We start from the raw sequence: 14,889 nt of genomic DNA on the forward strand, positions 1-14,889 counted from the left end.
TTTGGCCGCCTAGCATCAGGGGCACTCTAGCGACATGGTCACCATCGCGGGACGAAGCCGGACAATTTCTGTTAGGGGTGTCGGCGCTGACGAGGATAGCACCACGCAATACGCGCTCCAAGTCCGCTTTCGCGGCGACTTCGCCAAGCAGTGCGACTACCCCCTCGACAAGATCGGCCGGATGCCGGCGACCAGAAATTGCGGGCTCCCTGACATCGTCATGCTCAACGTCTATCTGACTTGAAAGGCAGAAGATGACACCTCGAGCATGACTTGCACTATTCGCCTCCCTCGTAGAACAGCTCGAGTGGCAGGCCGACCAGGGACTTCCCGATCCAGTCCCGCGCGATTACGTTGGACGGCCCCATGGCGATACCGGCCCGGGCATCGCGAAACGACCGTTCGATCGGCCCACGCCGATAACCGTAACCACCGGTTACGGTCAACGCCGCAGCCGCCACCTTGTTGGCTACCTCGGCGGCGTGGACCTTGAACTCCGTCAATGGAATCAGGATCTCGCTCTGCGGCTTTCCAGCGTGCCACAGCTCATCCAGCTTGGCGGCGAGCTCGTTGCGCCATGGTCGCAAGGTTTCGACCAGCACCTTCGCTGCGCCGAGCTCCTGACGGATCGCCTGATAGTCCGACAAGTTCTTGTTCTTGTCCTTGTGAACGAAGCTCGATGTATGGGCGACCGCCGCATTGAGAGCACCTCGTGCGACCCCCTCCCACACGGCCCCGAGACCGATCAGATAAACCGGAGAGACACCGTCATAGATGATCTCCTTGCCCTGCCCCTCAGCGCCAAGCCGGTCGCGGCTTGGAACCTTGACGTTCGTATAGCGGATCGGTCCGGAATGATTTGCCCGCACGCCGAGCGCTTCCCAGGGCCCGGCTTCGATTCCGGGCGCCTTGCCATCGACGATAAAGAAAGAGATATCGGTCTGGTCCTTGGCGCCGGGAGAGCGTGTTTGCATCACATAAAAATCGGCATGACCCGAGCTCGTAGTGAAGGATTTCTCTGCGTTGACGACATAGTTGGCGCCGTCGCGCGAAGCCTCGGAGAAGTTGTACCACCAATGTCCGCCCGACGCCCGTTCGCTAGTCGAATATGTGCCGAGCAAAGTGCCGCCTTTCGCTTTGAGCCAACGCTCCTTCTGGTCATCATTGCCGAACAGGTTGATGGTCTGCGCTGCGCCGACATGCATGACGTAAATGAGGCCTGTCGATGCATCATGCAGACCGATCCGATAAGCAGCCTCCGCGAAGTCGCCATGGCTCAATCCGAGTCCGCCGAAACGGAGCTCGTTGAGGACTCCTGTCCATCCGGCCGCAGCCAGAGCCTGAAGATTTTCTCTCGGAAACCGGCCTTCGAGGTCATTGCGCCCTGCATAGAGCTTGACTGTCGTCTCTATCGCTTCGTCAAGGCGCGAATAGATGTCGTTCTCTGCGGCGCGCGCCAGGTTGTTCTTGCTCATGATAGCCTCCTCACTGTCTTCCAATACAACTGTTCAAGCGGCCGCGTGATCGGCCGGTGACGGACCGCGCAAGGCGGCAAGATGTGCCGCGCTCTCCTCAGGACTCCCAAGATAGAGCGCCTTGATCTCGGGGCGCCCGCGCAGATCAGCAGCATCGCCCGACAGCGCCATCGAACCGCCTTCGAGCACGGCGGCGCTGTCGGCGTAACGCAGCGCCACTGTCGAGTTCTGCTCGGCCACCAGGATCGACAATCCTTCTTCGCGGTTGAGCCGTTTCAGCGTGCTGAAGATCGTCTCGACCACAAGTGGCGCAAGGCCCATCGACGGTTCGTCCAGCACCAGGAGCCGCGGGCGCGACATCAAGGCGCGGCCGATCACTGTCATCTGCTGTTCGCCGCCCGAGGTGAGACCCGAGGCAGAGCGCCGGCGCTGTTTCAGGCGCGGAAATAATGTGTAGATGCGTTCAAGTCCTGCCGCGATCTCGCCACGCGACAAGCCTCCTCCAATGCCCCCGGCCAACAGGTTCTCCTCGACGTTGAGCGCACGAAAGCAGTGGCGGCCCTCCAGCACCGGGACCAGACCGAGGCGCACCAGATCGGCCGACGTGAGCGCGGCGGTATCGCGCCCGTCGAACACGACGCGTCCGTGCGTGAGCTGACCGCGCTCGGCATGCAGCAGATTGGAAATCGCCTTGAGAGTGGTGGACTTGCCCGCTCCGTTGGCGCCGAGCAGGGCCACGATCTCGCCGCGGCGCACCGTAAGCGAGACATGGGACAGCGCACGAATGGCATGATTGTAGGTCGCGGCCAAGCCTTCGAGCATGAGAAGATGATCGCTCATGGTGATGATCCGGATTTTCTGGACCAGGAACCGGCGCACCGGCTCCTGGTCGTCTCGGGTCCCTTTTACTCGCTGACTGCCGTGTCGTCAGAGGTGCGGATCTTGATGTTGTGTTCAGCCGCGTAAGCCGCCGCGGACTTCTCGATGGTCGGCCGCAGTGAAGCCCAGTCGGGCGCGATCCAATCCGACACCACCTTCCACTTCACGCCATCCCACTGCTGGAAGGTAACGCGGCCATCGCCTTCGTGATTGTCCCAGGTCACGTTGATGGAATGGAACAACCCTTTGGCGCCAAGCGCCTCGACTCGCGCCGGATCGAGCTGCAGATGCTCGAAGCCCCACCGCACCTCATCGCCGGACAGCGTGCGCTTGCCGAATTTCTGCTGGGCGATCCGGATCGCCTCGACATTGAGGATGCCGTTGACGATGCCGAGGTTGTGATAGACGCTGCCGATCCGCTTCTTGTCGTCGAGATTGCCCTTGCCGGCGCCGTAGACGGTCTTGATGATCTCCTGCAGCACTGGATATTCGGCGCCCGAGGCCTGCGTCGTGATCGCGACATAGCCCTTGGCAGCATCGCCCGCGGGAATGACGTCCTCCTCCGAATTCGACCAGACATTGCCGATGATGTGATCGACCGGGAAGCCGACCTTCTGCGCCGTCTTCAATGCCACCGGGTTCATCACGCCCCAGCCGCGCAAGACCACGTAGTCGGCCTTAGCACGACGGATCGATAGCCACTGTGACTGCTGCTCGTTGCCGGGATGCGGCACTTCGATCTGCTCCAGGGAAAAGCCGTATTTGTCGGCGAGAAGCTGATAGATCGGGATAGTCTCCTTGCCATAGGGCGAGCCGTGATAGAGCACGACGATCTTCTTGCCTTTGAGCTTATCGGTGCCGCCCTCGCGCGTGGCGATGTAGTTCACGATACCCGAAGTTTCGCTGTAGGGATTGAGCAGAAGCGGAAACACATAAGGGAACACGCGACCGTCGGTGGAATCGGTACGGCCGTGGTTGATAGTGATCAACGGCACCTTGTCCTTGGTGATCCGATCGATCATCGCATAGGCGATCCCGACCGAAAGCGGATTCCAGGCCGCAACACCCGGATGGTTCTTCAGCCGCTCATAGACCTCAACGCCGCGCTCGACCTCATACTGCGTCTCGCCCTCCTCCCAGGTCAGCTTGACGCCGTTGACGCCACCATCGCGGATATTGACCAGATTGAGATAGTCGATGAAGCCGCCGAAAAAGCCGGTGCCGCCGGCCGCGTAGGGGCCGACCCGGTAGCTCTGCAGCGGAAAAAACTGCTCATCGGCGTAACCCGGCAGCGCAGCGCCGATGGCGAGCGCCGCGGCAAGCGCAGCAGTGCGGAGAGATTTGGACAGGAGCATAAATTTTCCTTTCATTCAGGAGACAATTCAATTGTGAATGGGACGGGGCTGCGGAGGGAAAACTCGGCGCCGGATCTTGTCCGCGACGCGATCGACCAGCGCGATCAAGCCGCACGGCTCGGCGATCAATAGGCCAATGATCAGTGCGCCGATGACGATGCGCTGGCTCATCTCCAGCACGCCGGAATCGAAGACATTGCCGAGGAATGCGGCGCCAAACCGCGAGAGCAGCAGCGGGAATACAACGATGAACGCCGCGCCGAGAAACGCGCCGCGGATCGAGGCCAGGCCGCCGATTATGATCATGAAGAGGATCTGGAACGAGCGGTCCAGGTTGAAGCCGGCGGGCTCAACGGTGCGCAGATAGGCGAAGGCCCACAGCACCCCGGCGACGCCGATCAGGAACGACGAAACCCCGAAGGCGAGCAGCTTGGTGCGCAGCAGCGGTACGCCGATCACCTTGGCCGCGACCTCGTGGTCGCGTAGAGCCATGAAGTTCCGCCCGACTTGCGAGCGCAGCAGCCGGGTCGCGAGCAGCGTCGCAACAACGACGACGGTCAGCGAGAAGACGTAGCGCCCGACTGCGCCGGAGAAGCTCAGGCCGGCCACCGCCAGCGGCGGCGCGTCGATCACGCCGGATGGATTATAGTTCGAGAACCAGCCGAACTTGGTGAGCGCCCACTGCACAAAGAACTGCGCCGCCAACGTCGACACCGCGAGGTAGAAGCCGCGCAATCGCAAGCTTGGGAGACCGAATACGATCCCCACCGCAGCAGCGACAAAGCCTGCGGCCACGAGACTGGCGAGAAATGGCAGGCCATGCAGCCTCAGATTGAAATTATAGGCGGCATAAGCGCCCACCGCGAGATACGCGGCCGACCCGAGCGAGACCTGCCCCGCATAGCCGGTGAGCAAGTTGAGGCCCAGAGCCGCGAGCGCGAGCGCGAGAAACGGCGTCAGCACCGCATCTAACAGGTAGTCGGAGCCCGCGAACGGAATGACGGCGTAGGCGGTGATCAGCAAAACCGCGAGGCCGAAGCGATTCGGCGTGAACCAGCGCACAGCAGCGGAACGAATGGGCGTGGTCATCGGTCAGACCCTTTCCACCAGCTTCTGTCCAAACAGCCCTGACGGACGCAACAGCAGGAAAGCGAGCGCCACTACATAGGCCGCCCACGCCTCGATGCCGCCGCCAAGCAGCGGGCCGACATAGACCTCGGCCAGCTTCTCGATGGCGCCGATCAGGAGGCCCCCGACGATGGCGCCCGCCACCGAATCGAAGCCACCGAGCACCAGCACGGGCAGCGCCTTAAGCACGACGAGCGAAAGCGAAAACTGCACACCGAGGCGCGCGCCCCACAACAGACCCGCGACCAGTGCGACGATCCCCGCTGCGGTCCACACCGCCGCCCAGACGCGGGACAGCCGCAACCCCACCGCTAGTGCGGCGAACTGATCATCGGCGACCGCGCGGAACGCCAGCCCGGTTCGCGTGTAGCGAAAGAAAAGCGCAAAGGCGGTGACCAGCGTCCCGGCAATAGCCGCAGCGAACAGGTCGAACTGGCTGATCAGGACGCCGCCCACCTCGAACGGGATATCTTTGATGCCGAGATCGAGACCGTGGACCTGGGTGCCCCACAACAGCTGCGCGGCGCCCTCGATGACATAAGAGAGGCCCAGCGTCGCCATGAACAGCGCCATCGGCGACTGATTGACCAGCGGCCGCAGCACGACGCGCTCGACGGCCACGCCGAGAGCCACCATGATCACGAGCGTGACCCCCGCGCCGAGCCAGAACGGCACGCCGCGCTCGACCAGGCTCACGAAGGTGAGAGCCGCGAACAGCAGCATCGCTCCCTGGGCGAAGTTCAAGACGCCGGACGTCTTGTAGATCAGCACGAAGCCGATCGCGACCAGCGAGTACATGACGCCCGATAAGAGCCCGCCGACGAGGACCTCAATGAAGAACTGGTAGTCGAACATCAGATCACGAGCTCCGTCTCGCCCTCATGAGCTACACCGAGATAAGCGTCGATCACCGCCTGGTCGGACCGCACCTCATCCGGCGAGCCGTCGGCGATCTTGCGGCCGTAATCGAGAACCGCGATTCGATCGGAGAGACCCATGACGACGCCGATGTCGTGCTCAATCAACACAATAGTGGTGTCATACGCGTCGCGCGCATTGCGGACGTGTGCTGCCAAATCCCGTTTCTCTCCGAGAGTCACGCCAGCGAGCGGCTCGTCCAGCAGTAACAGCCGTGGGCGTGCGACGAGCGCTCGTGCGAGCTCCACCCGCTTCAGGATTCCATAAGGGAGCCCGCCTGCGAGCTGATGTTTGACCGCGCCGAGGTGAAGAAACGTAATCGCTTCCTCGGCAGCGGCGCGAGCCTTGGCTTCCTCGCGACGTGCCTGCGGCGTCGACAGGATCTGCCGCACGAAGCCGGCCCGTCGGCAGTGCACGAGGCCCATCATGACGTTATCGAGCACCGACAGGCCCTTGAACAGCGCAAGGTTCTGAAATGTGCGCGCTACGCCGACCGCGGCGAGCCGCGCGGTCGGCACATGCCTGAACCGTTCGCTGCCGAGCTGCACCACGCCGCGACCAGGACGGTAGAGCCCACTCACCACATTGAGCAGCGAGCTCTTCCCGGCCCCGTTTGGACCAATGATGGCCCGGATCTCGCCCTTCGCAACGGCAAGATCGATGCCGTCAAGCGCAGTCACGCCGCCAAAACTGAGCGAGATACTCTGCAGCGTCAATACCGGCGCACCGGCATCGACGCGCACAGCGCCCGCGGCACGAGGCGTTCCCCCCGCTACATTCGAGTGCACGGTGGCGCGCTCGCGCGCACGCGCCACGATCAGGGAGTTACCGGGCGCTGTCGCAATGAGGCTCATACGTCGCCCTACTCCGCCGCCTGAACGTGTGGCGCGTTCTGGGCCTCGAGCTCGCGAACCAGTGGGATCACTTGCTCGCCGAAATATTCGACTTCTTCCTGGAAATGCAGGAAGCCGAGCAGGATCAGGTCGGCACCGGCCCGCTTGAGCTCGATAATGCGCTCGGCGACCTGCTGCGGCGTCCCGATCAGGTTAGAGCGGAAACCGTCGTTGTATTGAACCAGGTCCTGGAAGGTGGATTTGGCCCAATTGCCTTCGCGCTCGGGGCTGGCATTTCCGGCATTCTGGACCTCGTGATGGAAGCCGCCCACCGCTTCAGGGATTGCCTTGTCGAGGATCTCCTGGAGGACATCCTTAGCTTCCTTTTCGGTCTGCCTGACGATGCCGAATGCGTTGATGCCGATCTTGGTTCGCCAGCTCTTGCCGAACGTCTTTTCCTTGGTCCTGATGTCGTCGACTTGCGCCTTCAGCCCGTCCGGCGTGTTGCCATTTGTGAAGTACCAATCTGACACCCGCGCCGCCATGTCGCGAGCCGCGCGCGAGGAGCCGCCCTGGAAAATCTCCGGCAGAGGATCGAGCGGCTTCGGCTTGAGCGAATAATCACGGAACCGGTAAAAATCACCACCTAGAGTGTAGCTCTCCTGGCTCCAAATCCCACGCAGGGCATTGATGAACTCTTCGGAGCGGCGATAGCGCTCGTCATGATCGAGCCACGGCTCGCCAATGGCATGGAATTCACCGCGGAACCAGCCCGATACGATATTGACCGCAACGCGGGCGTTGGTCAGCTGGCTGATCGTTGCGATCTGCTTCGCGGCCAGCGCTGGATTCCACGGCCCGGGAAGGATCGCGGCGATGACGTTGAGTTTCTCAGTCGCAGCAAGAAGTGCGTGCGAGAAGCTGACGGATTCGTGCTGCTTGTCGGCACCGTAGCCCGCAGTGAAGCGGATTTGGCTCAAGGCGTAGTCGAAGCCGGCCTTCTCGGCGATCTGGGCAAGCTTCCGGTTGTAATCGATATCCCAACTGGTGCGCTGCTCGATAGATGAGATAACAAGGCCGCCGGATACATTCGGGACCCAGTAAGCAAATTTGATCGGGTCGCTGTTCGTGGTCATAACTGTCACCTCAGGTGAATTAGCTTGCGACGATGTGGACAACGGACGGAAATCAGGCACCGCACCGCATGGACGTCGTTCGATACGAACGATCGCACGCCTGTTTCGAAACTAGGCTATGATTTGAAGACGTCTTGGCGATCTGCGGTGCAGTTAAGCCGATGCGAGATTGACATCGTCAACAGATCGGCGCACGGGGCCATGCAACACACGGTTCCACATGTATCGGCGCCTGCGGCCTCATCGACGAGATCATTGCAAATCATCGAGCTCCCCTCTCGAGCACCATTGATCGACGATCAATAGTCTCAGAGAAACAACGAGCGCACGAGTCTAAGATCAACTCTTTTTCGTCGTACTCGTAAAAATCGCTTCCTTAGATTTGCGGCAAACGGATCGTTTGTTACTGCACGATGCAGATCTCGTGAGGGACAGCTCGCTTGTCGCCGCTGACAACGACTGCATTGACCGCCCTGATGAAGCCTTTGCTGCGTCCGGCTCTGGCAAAGATATTCTCTCGGTCCATCGCCTCGCAGAACATGAACAGCGTAACTCGTCTTGCATCACATCAATTCATGTCACCGAGCACAGGCTGCGTGGCATCGCGAAAGAAAGCCGATGCGCGAGCAGCTCGATTAAGCATCACTTGCTGATCGAACATTGCAATAGACCTGCGCTTTCACCAACAAGCAGATGAAAGAAGCGTTGGGTATCGACGCCTTGGTGCTTTCGGTCTAACACAGCGTTCTCGAAACACGGCCTCGCGTGGCCGAGTTGCTCTTTGTGTTGCTGCCTCAGGCGGCCGCAACGGGTCACTGCGGACTGCATCATGACGCGATGTGCGTAGGGGTAGATCTTCCGTGGAAAAAATCTTGAGCGTGAAATCTCGTGGGGCTGGGTGGCGCTCAGTTCTGTCGAACGTGCGTGGTCAGTTGGCGGAAACTGCAGTCGCTCGCGACCGCAGCGGAGGTACAGCCAAGGCGGAGCGCGATCTTCTGCGCCGCTCCGGCCTGCTTCTGTTGTCCGTGCCTTGCGAGTATGGCGGTATCGGCGCATCCTGGATCGATATCTTCGGCGCGGTGCGGGAGTTGGCGCAGGTCGATCCCTCGCTCGCCCATCTCTTCGCCTTCCAACATCTCCAAATCGGCTCGATCCTGCTCTATGCTAGCCGTGAACAGCAGGCGTCGCTGCTGCGTGGCACCGTCGAACAAGGCTGGTTTTGGGGCAACGCGCTCAATCCACGGGACGCGCGCACACACCTCACGGCAGACGGTACAGGATTCCTTCTCGACGGCATCAAGAGCTTCTGTTCGGGCGCTCGCGACTCGGATCGCCTGTTGGTTTCAACACATGATGCCCGAGGCGGATTCCACATCGCTGCCTTGCCAACGGTACGTGAAGGCATCACTGTGCTGGACGACTGGGACAATATGGGCCAGCGGCAGACCGACAGCGGCACCGTGAGCTTTGAGCGTGTTGCAGTGGCGCAGCATGAAGTGCTGGGGCCGCCTGGTCCCTTCGGTACGCGTGCGTCGCTCCGCGCCTGCCTCGCCCAGACCGTGCTGGGCATGATCTATCTGGGCATTGCGCAGGGAGCGCTTGAGCAGGCGATTACTTTCACGCGAGAGCAATCGCGGCCTTGGCCGGGATCGGGTGTCGAGACAGCATTGGAAGATGCTTATATTCAACAACACTATGGCGAGTTTCATGTCGCGCTTGCCGGCGCCGAGGCCCTCTCGGAGCGTGCACTTGCGCAGTTGAAGGCTGCCTGGGATGAGGGCGACAAACTTGGCGCCGAAGGTAGAGGAGAGGCGGCGGTGGCAATCGCCACTTTTAAAGTTGCCGCGATGAAGGCGGGGCTCGATATCGCAACACGACTGTTCGAGGTTACAGGCGCGAGAGCTACCCACGCACGCCATGGCTTTGACCGCTATTGGCGCAACCTACGAACCCATTCGTTGCACGATCCGGTTGACTACAAGCTGAAAGATCTGGGCTGCTTCATCCTGACCGGCCGCTACCCGGTTCCGGGATTCTATTCCTAACAAGAAGCGATCGCCGACGCCTTCCGAGCATTCACGCCAAACGAAAGCACCAACGCCGTAGGATACCGTTCAACCGGTTTCGTGGACTGCTACGCGGCCGGTTTGGCGTGTGATATGGCCCTGGACTTTGCGAACGGTCAACAGCCGGCACAAATGACGATGGGTCACCACGATTGTGAAAGCCAGTTAATATGAGGGGGCCGGATCCAGCGCTTCCTGCTCCAGGTGACGCACGTCAGATCCGAACGCCAACCACTCCGCAAGCTCACAAATTGCACTGTCGGATTTTGCGATCGAGACGAGACTCGGATCGGCATCTGCCGGCTGGCCCGCTCGCTCGGCCAGCTCCCTGGTCATCAAGTGAGGACGGGGCCCGCGGGGCAGATTTTGCTCAAGATTCCTGAAGATCCGCAGGCCGCCGGCGTCCACATCACCGCAGTGAAGGAGCGGCACCTCGGCCGGCAGGAGCTTCAGAACCTTAGCTAGAAGCTCGATGAGCCCCGACGTCGGGAAGCCGCCGGTGTACATGACCAGGCTGCCGTCCTCGATCTCGCGAACCTGCCGATTGAAGCTCGCGTAATTCTCGACTGTCAGGATGGCGGTCGCCGCTCCAAGATCGACAGCTGCGAGAGCATCTCCGGATGGACTGAGGCGAACGGCTTGGCACAGCTATCGATCAGACGACCGAGCCCCCATCCACGGCAATAGGCCCTCTTATATGAACAGGATGACTGAAACGCTCCAGCCCCATGTTCGTCCAGACCACGTCGGCCGCCGCGCCAGGCTGGCCGATCCGAACGGCGATGACGGCGGCAAGCCTCGATGCGTGGCGATCGAAGGCCTTCGGATCGTCCGTTGCCTTGAGAGAGAAGGTACGCGCGTCCAGTCCGTGAGCCTCCTCTCGCGAGATGGACGCTAGCAGCGTGAAGAACTCCGTGGTGGCATCGGCCTGAGCGACTGTTAGGCGATAGGCGGTCTCGCCGCGAGACCAGCTAGCGGTCATCTCGTCCAATAGGGTTTCGACCCACGGTTCTCCGGCCGCTGCGACAGGAAGCAAGTCTTCTGATGCGTTGCGCGGTCGCCGGCGCAGTCGGACGTCCGAGATGCCTGGCGAGCAGCTCAGGATCGCGAGCGCGGACTCGCTCGATCAGGTGGTCCCGCTCCCTCTTGCCCCGCTGCACCTCAACGGCGCCGAACCTCTCCGCTGCGCAACGGCTCACCAGCTGCGCTGTCGAGAGCCTGTCGTACTCCGGGGCTGCGGTTGCCGGCCGTGAGCGATCAGGGTTGCGCTCGCTCCGCTCCAGCAGCCGCTCGAGGAATTCGACGCCGGATCCGTCGTACGAACGTCGCTCATTCCGCAGCCTGGTCCCGCGGGACAGCTTCAGCCTTCTCGGCAGCGATCAGCTCGGATTTGAACACGTCGAAGCCCTTGCGGTATGGATCGATGGCAACGATGGCGTCGCGGGCCTTCTCCGTCAGGAATCCGGTGTCAATCATAACCTGATTGCCCAGCCTGTTCACGTTCACGACAGTGTCGACCACTTCCATGAACACATGACGCTTTTCGTCGGGGTAGCCAGCATGACCTGGAGTCAGAGATCACGCATAATTCCGAACTCTGGCCGATGGCCTTGGTATAAAGGCGGTTGAAGGCCTCGTCAAAGATGGCAAGTGACAGTCCGCTCTCGCCGTGCGCCGGTTCTGGTAGCCGAAGCGAGGGCGCTCCAGGGCGATCGCCCTCATGCGCTGGCGAAGGCCGGCTTCGTCCGCGCGGGTCGTCCGGTATCTCATGGTCATGCGGCAGCAGCCGATGGCTTTACACGCTCGCCGTTCGCTCATTCCGAAGGCGCCTCGGAGATGGACGACAGCTTTCCGCTTAGCTGCGGGCGCGTCCTCCTCCTTCATCATAGAAAGGTCAGATCAAAAAGAGGAGAGTATCATGGCCCATCGCAATTTGCCGCGACCGGCGGCTTCTATGGAATCGACATTGGCAAGAGCCTGTTCCACGCCGTTGGCCTGAGCTGCGACGGCACACCTGTTCAGAAAGTTCGCTTTCGACGGGACACCCTTCTTCAGTTCTTTGCTCGCGCACAACCAAGCATAGTTGGCATGGAATCCTGCGCCGGTTCACAGTGGCTCGCTCGGAAGATACAGGCACTTGGTCACAAGGTGCGCCTGATCCCCGCGCAATTCGTGAAACCCTACGTGAAGTCAAATAAGAACGATATCATCGACGCCGAGGCGATCGCTGAGGCCGCGACGCGACCGACAATGCGCTTCGTCGCCGTGAAGGAGAAGGGCCAGATCGATCTTCAAGCGCTGCATCGAATCCGTGACCAGATGGTCGGCTCGAGGACACGCCTGATCAATCAGATGCGGGCTTTCTGCCTCGAGTACGGTGTACCTTTGCGTCAGGGTGCCGGAATATTCAAACTCGAGTGCCGCGCGCTTTGAATGACGAAGGAAACGATTTGTCACCAGTGATGCGTCGCCTGGTGGGCGATCTCTTCGCCGATTTCCGCCGCCTCGAAGAACGGATCCGCGAAGTGTCAAAGGAGATCGAAGCGGTCGCCGATCGAGAGGACGTCACGCGCCGGCTGATGACAATCCCTGGTATCGCGCATTGGGTGCGACCACCGTACTTGCCGCGATTGGTGATGGGCTGCAGTTTCGCAAGGCCCGCGACCTTGCTGCCTGGCTGGGGTTAGTGCCCAGGCAATACTCGACCGGCGGAAAACAGACGTTGCTTGGCGTCAGCAAACGCGGCAACCGTTATGTGAGAAAGCTTCTAGTGCATGGCGCACGATCCTGCTTCCGGCATTTGGATCGGACGCGCGATCGCCTAGGAAGCTGGCTCGACAGGCTGCAGGCTCGGATGCATCCGAACAAGGCTGTTGTCGCTCTAGCCGCCAAGATGGCCCGCATTGTCTGGGGGGTCTTGAACAAGCCTGAAGCTCTCTACGACCGCAGAGATCCTGCTTTCACCTAACGCTTCTGGCTTCGATTGCAAGGCTCGGGAACAGTGATGACGAAACAGTGGATCAACATGCCGTAAGCCCTGTGCAAAAAAGCGGGCTTCGTGCCCGAACCATTTATTGGGAACGGCGTGCGCGGATCTCATCATGGCCTGGCTGCAACAGCAGTCCACTCGCGAGAGGCCGGATACATTTATGCAACTGAAAGCGTCATTTTTGCTGTTACGAACCCTTGCACGGACGGGGCCGACCATACATTCTTTCCCAAGAGGTCCTTCAAGGCCGCATTGTCCAGCATGGCGTCAGCCAGCAGCCGCTTCAGCCGCGTGTTCTCGTCCTCCAGCATCCTCAGCCGCTTGGCCTCCGAGACCTCCAGCCTACCGAACTTGGCCTTCCATTTGTAGATGCTGGCATCGCTAACGCCATGCTTGTGGCACAGATCGGCGACCGAAACGCCGGCCTCATGCTCCTTCAAATCCCGACGATCTGCTCGTCCAAAAAGCGGCTGCGCTTCATGCTCTTGCCCTGTTGTGGGCCAGAACGAACTTCAAACTGGATTAAGCCCGTGGGGCAAGGTCACCTGTTTTCCTAGAATAGCTTATTAGAAAACCTGCCATCCGGCCGCTTGTTACCCAATGGTACGATCCGCTGCCAGAAGAGAAGCGAGCGCGCCCCAGCTCTATGAGCTCAAGACGTGGCCTTCAAAGAGACACTACTCGCACTACCTGAACTTCCGCTAACGCAAGAGTTGAAGGGCGAAGCCAGTGGCTCTTCACGCCATCGTCAGCGAGTTATACCGACTCTCGATGAGGAAGTCGGATCACGTTAGAACTGCTTGCGAGGTATCGGCCCCAAGCGTCCATCAGCTGCCGTCGCTTCTTCAACGCATTGCCCCGCCGATAAGCTTGCTCCGTTTCGTCTCCCACCTTGTGTGCTAGTGCCATCTCTGCGATTTCACGCTCGAAGCGGGTCTCATCACCTGCCCAATCGCGGAAGCTGGACCGGCACCCGTGAGTTGTCATCCTCGGATAGACGGCTTTGAGGGCATGGAGCACGGCATTCATACCGAGCGGCTTCGCATGGTCTTTTGACCAATGCCCGGCGAATACATAGGCCTCGCGCACAGCCTCCTTCGGGATGACCGCTTTTAAAATCGCAACCGCGCGGTCGCAGAGAGGCACTTGGAAATTTTTGCCTTCTGCATGGTCTTCGGTTTTCATCCGTTCTGCAGGGATGGTCCAAAGCCTCTCTGCGAAGTCCACCTCGCGCACCCGCATCAGGCGGGCTTCTCCGGTCCGGACCGCCGTCAAGATGATGTATTCAGCCGCAAGATTGACGGCGGTGTCCGCCGCTTCGTGGTTGGCCTGTAGCGCCTGAACAATGCCGGGGACGTCCTTGTAGGGCGCGGCCTTATGATGGCGCTTCGAGCGCTTTGACTTCGGTAAGAGCGGCTTCAGAGTCCTCCACATGGCGGGGTTCTTACCCGACCGAAGACCTTTGGCCTCCGCAGCGTCAAGCACGCGCTCAATCCGGCTTCGCGTTTCGCGCGCCGTGCGGTTGATCGTAATCCATATGGGCGACAAGATCCGCAACACATCGTTCACCGTGATATTGGCGAGTTCGATATCCCGGATTGGCTTGCACCGGACCTTCAGGTCCCGTGTCCAGTCAGCCAGCGTGTTTTTGCCTTTGAAGCCCGCCTTGATCGATAGGAGGAAGGCATCCGCGAATTCTCCGAACCTGACAGTCGCAATTACCTCGGCGCGCCGCTCCGCCACTGGGTCCTTGCCTTCGGCCAGTTTTTTTCGTGTGTCTGCGGCCTTGAGGCGGGCATCCGCCAGCGAGATGCCGTCCCTGCCTTTGCCCTTAGCGGCGCCTAGTCCGATTTCACGGCGCTTGCCCGTGCCGCGCGCGCGGTACAGGAAAATCCATTGGCGCCGCGCATGTGCTCCAGCCTCAATCGCGAGGTAAAGCCCACCCCCGTCGCTGTGGCGGCCGGGCTCAACGATAATCTCAGCTTCCCGAGCGGACAGCTTGTGCAACTGTCTTTTTGCCATTACCGCCCCACCAACCGCCCCACCATTGAACACGGATTGCAGCGGAAGGCGGCGAACGTCCGTGAACGGCGGCGAATTTCGAGTGACG

Annotated in this window: 13 protein-coding genes and 3 pseudogenes; 3 read left to right on the forward strand and 13 right to left on the reverse strand. The window is 60.7% G+C overall.

The genetic code is table 11. The features are described from left to right. Positions 1-34 precede the first annotated feature (34 nt). Positions 35-244, forward strand: coding sequence for a hypothetical protein (locus ACNJX9_RS36360; RefSeq protein WP_057742528.1), 210 nt, complete (start codon positions 35-37; stop codon positions 242-244). Between the two features lie 34 nt (positions 245-278). On the opposite strand, the gene ACNJX9_RS36365 is transcribed toward ACNJX9_RS36360, so the two are convergent. From ACNJX9_RS36365 to sfnG, 7 genes are all read right to left on the reverse strand, one after another. Beyond that, positions 279-1,475 carry an acyl-CoA dehydrogenase family protein gene (locus ACNJX9_RS36365; RefSeq protein ID WP_439406925.1) on the reverse strand — a complete coding sequence of 399 codons (1,197 nt, stop codon included), beginning with the start codon at positions 1,473-1,475 and terminating at the stop codon, positions 279-281. A gap of 33 nt (positions 1,476-1,508) precedes the next feature. After that, positions 1,509-2,315 (reverse strand): ABC transporter ATP-binding protein, encoded by an 807-nt coding sequence (locus tag ACNJX9_RS36370; protein WP_439406926.1) that lies wholly within the window; start codon positions 2,313-2,315, stop codon positions 1,509-1,511. A gap of 65 nt (positions 2,316-2,380) precedes the next feature. Then, positions 2,381-3,709 (reverse strand): ABC transporter substrate-binding protein, encoded by a 1,329-nt coding sequence (locus ACNJX9_RS36375; protein WP_439406927.1) that lies wholly within the window; start codon positions 3,707-3,709, stop codon positions 2,381-2,383. Between the two features lie 27 nt (positions 3,710-3,736). Continuing rightward, entirely contained in the window at positions 3,737-4,798 is a 1,062-nt protein-coding gene (locus tag ACNJX9_RS36380; protein ID WP_439406929.1) for a branched-chain amino acid ABC transporter permease, read from the reverse strand. A 3-nt stretch (positions 4,799-4,801) separates the two neighbouring features. After that, positions 4,802-5,692 (reverse strand): branched-chain amino acid ABC transporter permease, encoded by an 891-nt coding sequence (locus ACNJX9_RS36385; RefSeq protein ID WP_439406931.1) that lies wholly within the window; start codon positions 5,690-5,692, stop codon positions 4,802-4,804. Continuing rightward, the gene (locus ACNJX9_RS36390) at positions 5,692-6,609 is read right to left on the reverse strand and encodes an ABC transporter ATP-binding protein (RefSeq protein WP_083513935.1); all 918 of its coding nucleotides are present in this window, start codon (positions 6,607-6,609) and stop codon (positions 5,692-5,694) included. The genes ACNJX9_RS36385 and ACNJX9_RS36390 overlap by 1 nt, the downstream gene beginning before the upstream one ends. A gap of 8 nt (positions 6,610-6,617) precedes the next feature. Further along, positions 6,618-7,724 (reverse strand): dimethylsulfone monooxygenase SfnG, encoded by a 1,107-nt coding sequence (gene sfnG, locus ACNJX9_RS36395; protein WP_439406933.1) that lies wholly within the window; start codon positions 7,722-7,724, stop codon positions 6,618-6,620. Between the two features lie 878 nt (positions 7,725-8,602). Between sfnG and ACNJX9_RS36400 the strand changes: the two genes are divergently transcribed. Further along, a complete protein-coding gene (locus ACNJX9_RS36400; protein ID WP_057742566.1) occupies positions 8,603-9,769 on the forward strand; it encodes an acyl-CoA dehydrogenase family protein in 1,167 nt (388 codons plus the stop codon). Positions 9,770-9,955: 186 nt separating this feature from the next. On the opposite strand, the gene ACNJX9_RS36405 is transcribed toward ACNJX9_RS36400, so the two are convergent. The 4 genes and pseudogenes from ACNJX9_RS36405 to ACNJX9_RS36420 form a co-directional block, all read right to left on the reverse strand. Next, on the reverse strand, positions 9,956-10,438 hold the full coding sequence (locus ACNJX9_RS36405; protein ID WP_439410200.1) for a Wadjet anti-phage system protein JetD domain-containing protein: 483 nt from the start codon (positions 10,436-10,438) through the stop codon (positions 9,956-9,958). Positions 10,439-10,445: 7 nt separating this feature from the next. Beyond that, positions 10,446-10,772: a DUF3322 domain-containing protein gene (locus tag ACNJX9_RS36410; protein WP_439410201.1), complete on the reverse strand. Its 327-nt coding sequence runs from the start codon at positions 10,770-10,772 to the stop codon at positions 10,446-10,448. Between the two features lie 347 nt (positions 10,773-11,119). Beyond that, positions 11,120-11,317 (reverse strand): hypothetical protein, encoded by a 198-nt coding sequence (locus ACNJX9_RS36415; protein WP_057742543.1) that lies wholly within the window; start codon positions 11,315-11,317, stop codon positions 11,120-11,122. 153 nt (positions 11,318-11,470) lie between these two features. After that, positions 11,471-11,671: pseudogene (locus ACNJX9_RS36420) on the reverse strand (IS3 family transposase); the annotation flags it as partial. Between the two features lie 37 nt (positions 11,672-11,708). Here ACNJX9_RS36420 and ACNJX9_RS36425 point away from each other — a divergent pair. Further along, positions 11,709-12,758, forward strand: a pseudogene (locus ACNJX9_RS36425) (IS110 family transposase). 239 nt (positions 12,759-12,997) lie between these two features. Here ACNJX9_RS36425 and ACNJX9_RS36430 read toward each other — a convergent pair. Together ACNJX9_RS36430 and ACNJX9_RS36435 are read right to left on the reverse strand one after the other, a co-directional pair. Further along, a pseudogene (locus ACNJX9_RS36430) lies at positions 12,998-13,260 on the reverse strand (transposase); the annotation flags it as partial. Between the two features lie 275 nt (positions 13,261-13,535). Then, complete coding sequence (locus ACNJX9_RS36435; RefSeq protein WP_057742546.1) at positions 13,536-14,801, reverse strand: tyrosine-type recombinase/integrase; 1,266 nt, start codon at positions 14,799-14,801, stop codon at positions 13,536-13,538. Between the last annotated feature and the right edge of the window lie 88 nt (positions 14,802-14,889).

Origin of the sequence: Bradyrhizobium sp. BLXBL-03, assembly GCF_051853015.1 — a bacterium.
Taxonomy (GTDB): Bacteria; Pseudomonadota; Alphaproteobacteria; order Rhizobiales; family Xanthobacteraceae; genus Bradyrhizobium; species Bradyrhizobium manausense.

What these genes read in the sequence shown, in the direction of transcription:
- ACNJX9_RS36365 (WP_439406925.1), bottom strand. Translation starts at nt 1,475, where the DNA reads ATGAGCAAGAACAACCTGGCGCGCGCCGCAGAGAACGACATCTATTCG.
- ACNJX9_RS36375 (WP_439406927.1), bottom strand. Translation starts at nt 3,709, where the DNA reads ATGCTCCTGTCCAAATCTCTCCGCACTGCTGCGCTTGCCGCGGCGCTC.
- ACNJX9_RS36385 (WP_439406931.1), bottom strand. Translation starts at nt 5,692, where the DNA reads ATGTTCGACTACCAGTTCTTCATTGAGGTCCTCGTCGGCGGGCTCTTA.
- ACNJX9_RS36415 (WP_057742543.1), bottom strand. Translation starts at nt 11,317, where the DNA reads ATGGAAGTGGTCGACACTGTCGTGAACGTGAACAGGCTGGGCAATCAG.
- ACNJX9_RS36410 (WP_439410201.1), bottom strand. Translation starts at nt 10,772, where the DNA reads ATGACCGCTAGCTGGTCTCGCGGCGAGACCGCCTATCGCCTAACAGTC.
- ACNJX9_RS36370 (WP_439406926.1), bottom strand. Translation starts at nt 2,315, where the DNA reads ATGAGCGATCATCTTCTCATGCTCGAAGGCTTGGCCGCGACCTACAAT.
- ACNJX9_RS36390 (WP_083513935.1), bottom strand. Translation starts at nt 6,609, where the DNA reads ATGAGCCTCATTGCGACAGCGCCCGGTAACTCCCTGATCGTGGCGCGT.
- ACNJX9_RS36435 (WP_057742546.1), bottom strand. Translation starts at nt 14,801, where the DNA reads ATGGCAAAAAGACAGTTGCACAAGCTGTCCGCTCGGGAAGCTGAGATT.
- ACNJX9_RS36380 (WP_439406929.1), bottom strand. Translation starts at nt 4,798, where the DNA reads ATGACCACGCCCATTCGTTCCGCTGCTGTGCGCTGGTTCACGCCGAAT.
- ACNJX9_RS36360 (WP_057742528.1), top strand. Translation starts at nt 35, where the DNA reads ATGGTCACCATCGCGGGACGAAGCCGGACAATTTCTGTTAGGGGTGTC.
- sfnG (WP_439406933.1), bottom strand. Translation starts at nt 7,724, where the DNA reads ATGACCACGAACAGCGACCCGATCAAATTTGCTTACTGGGTCCCGAAT.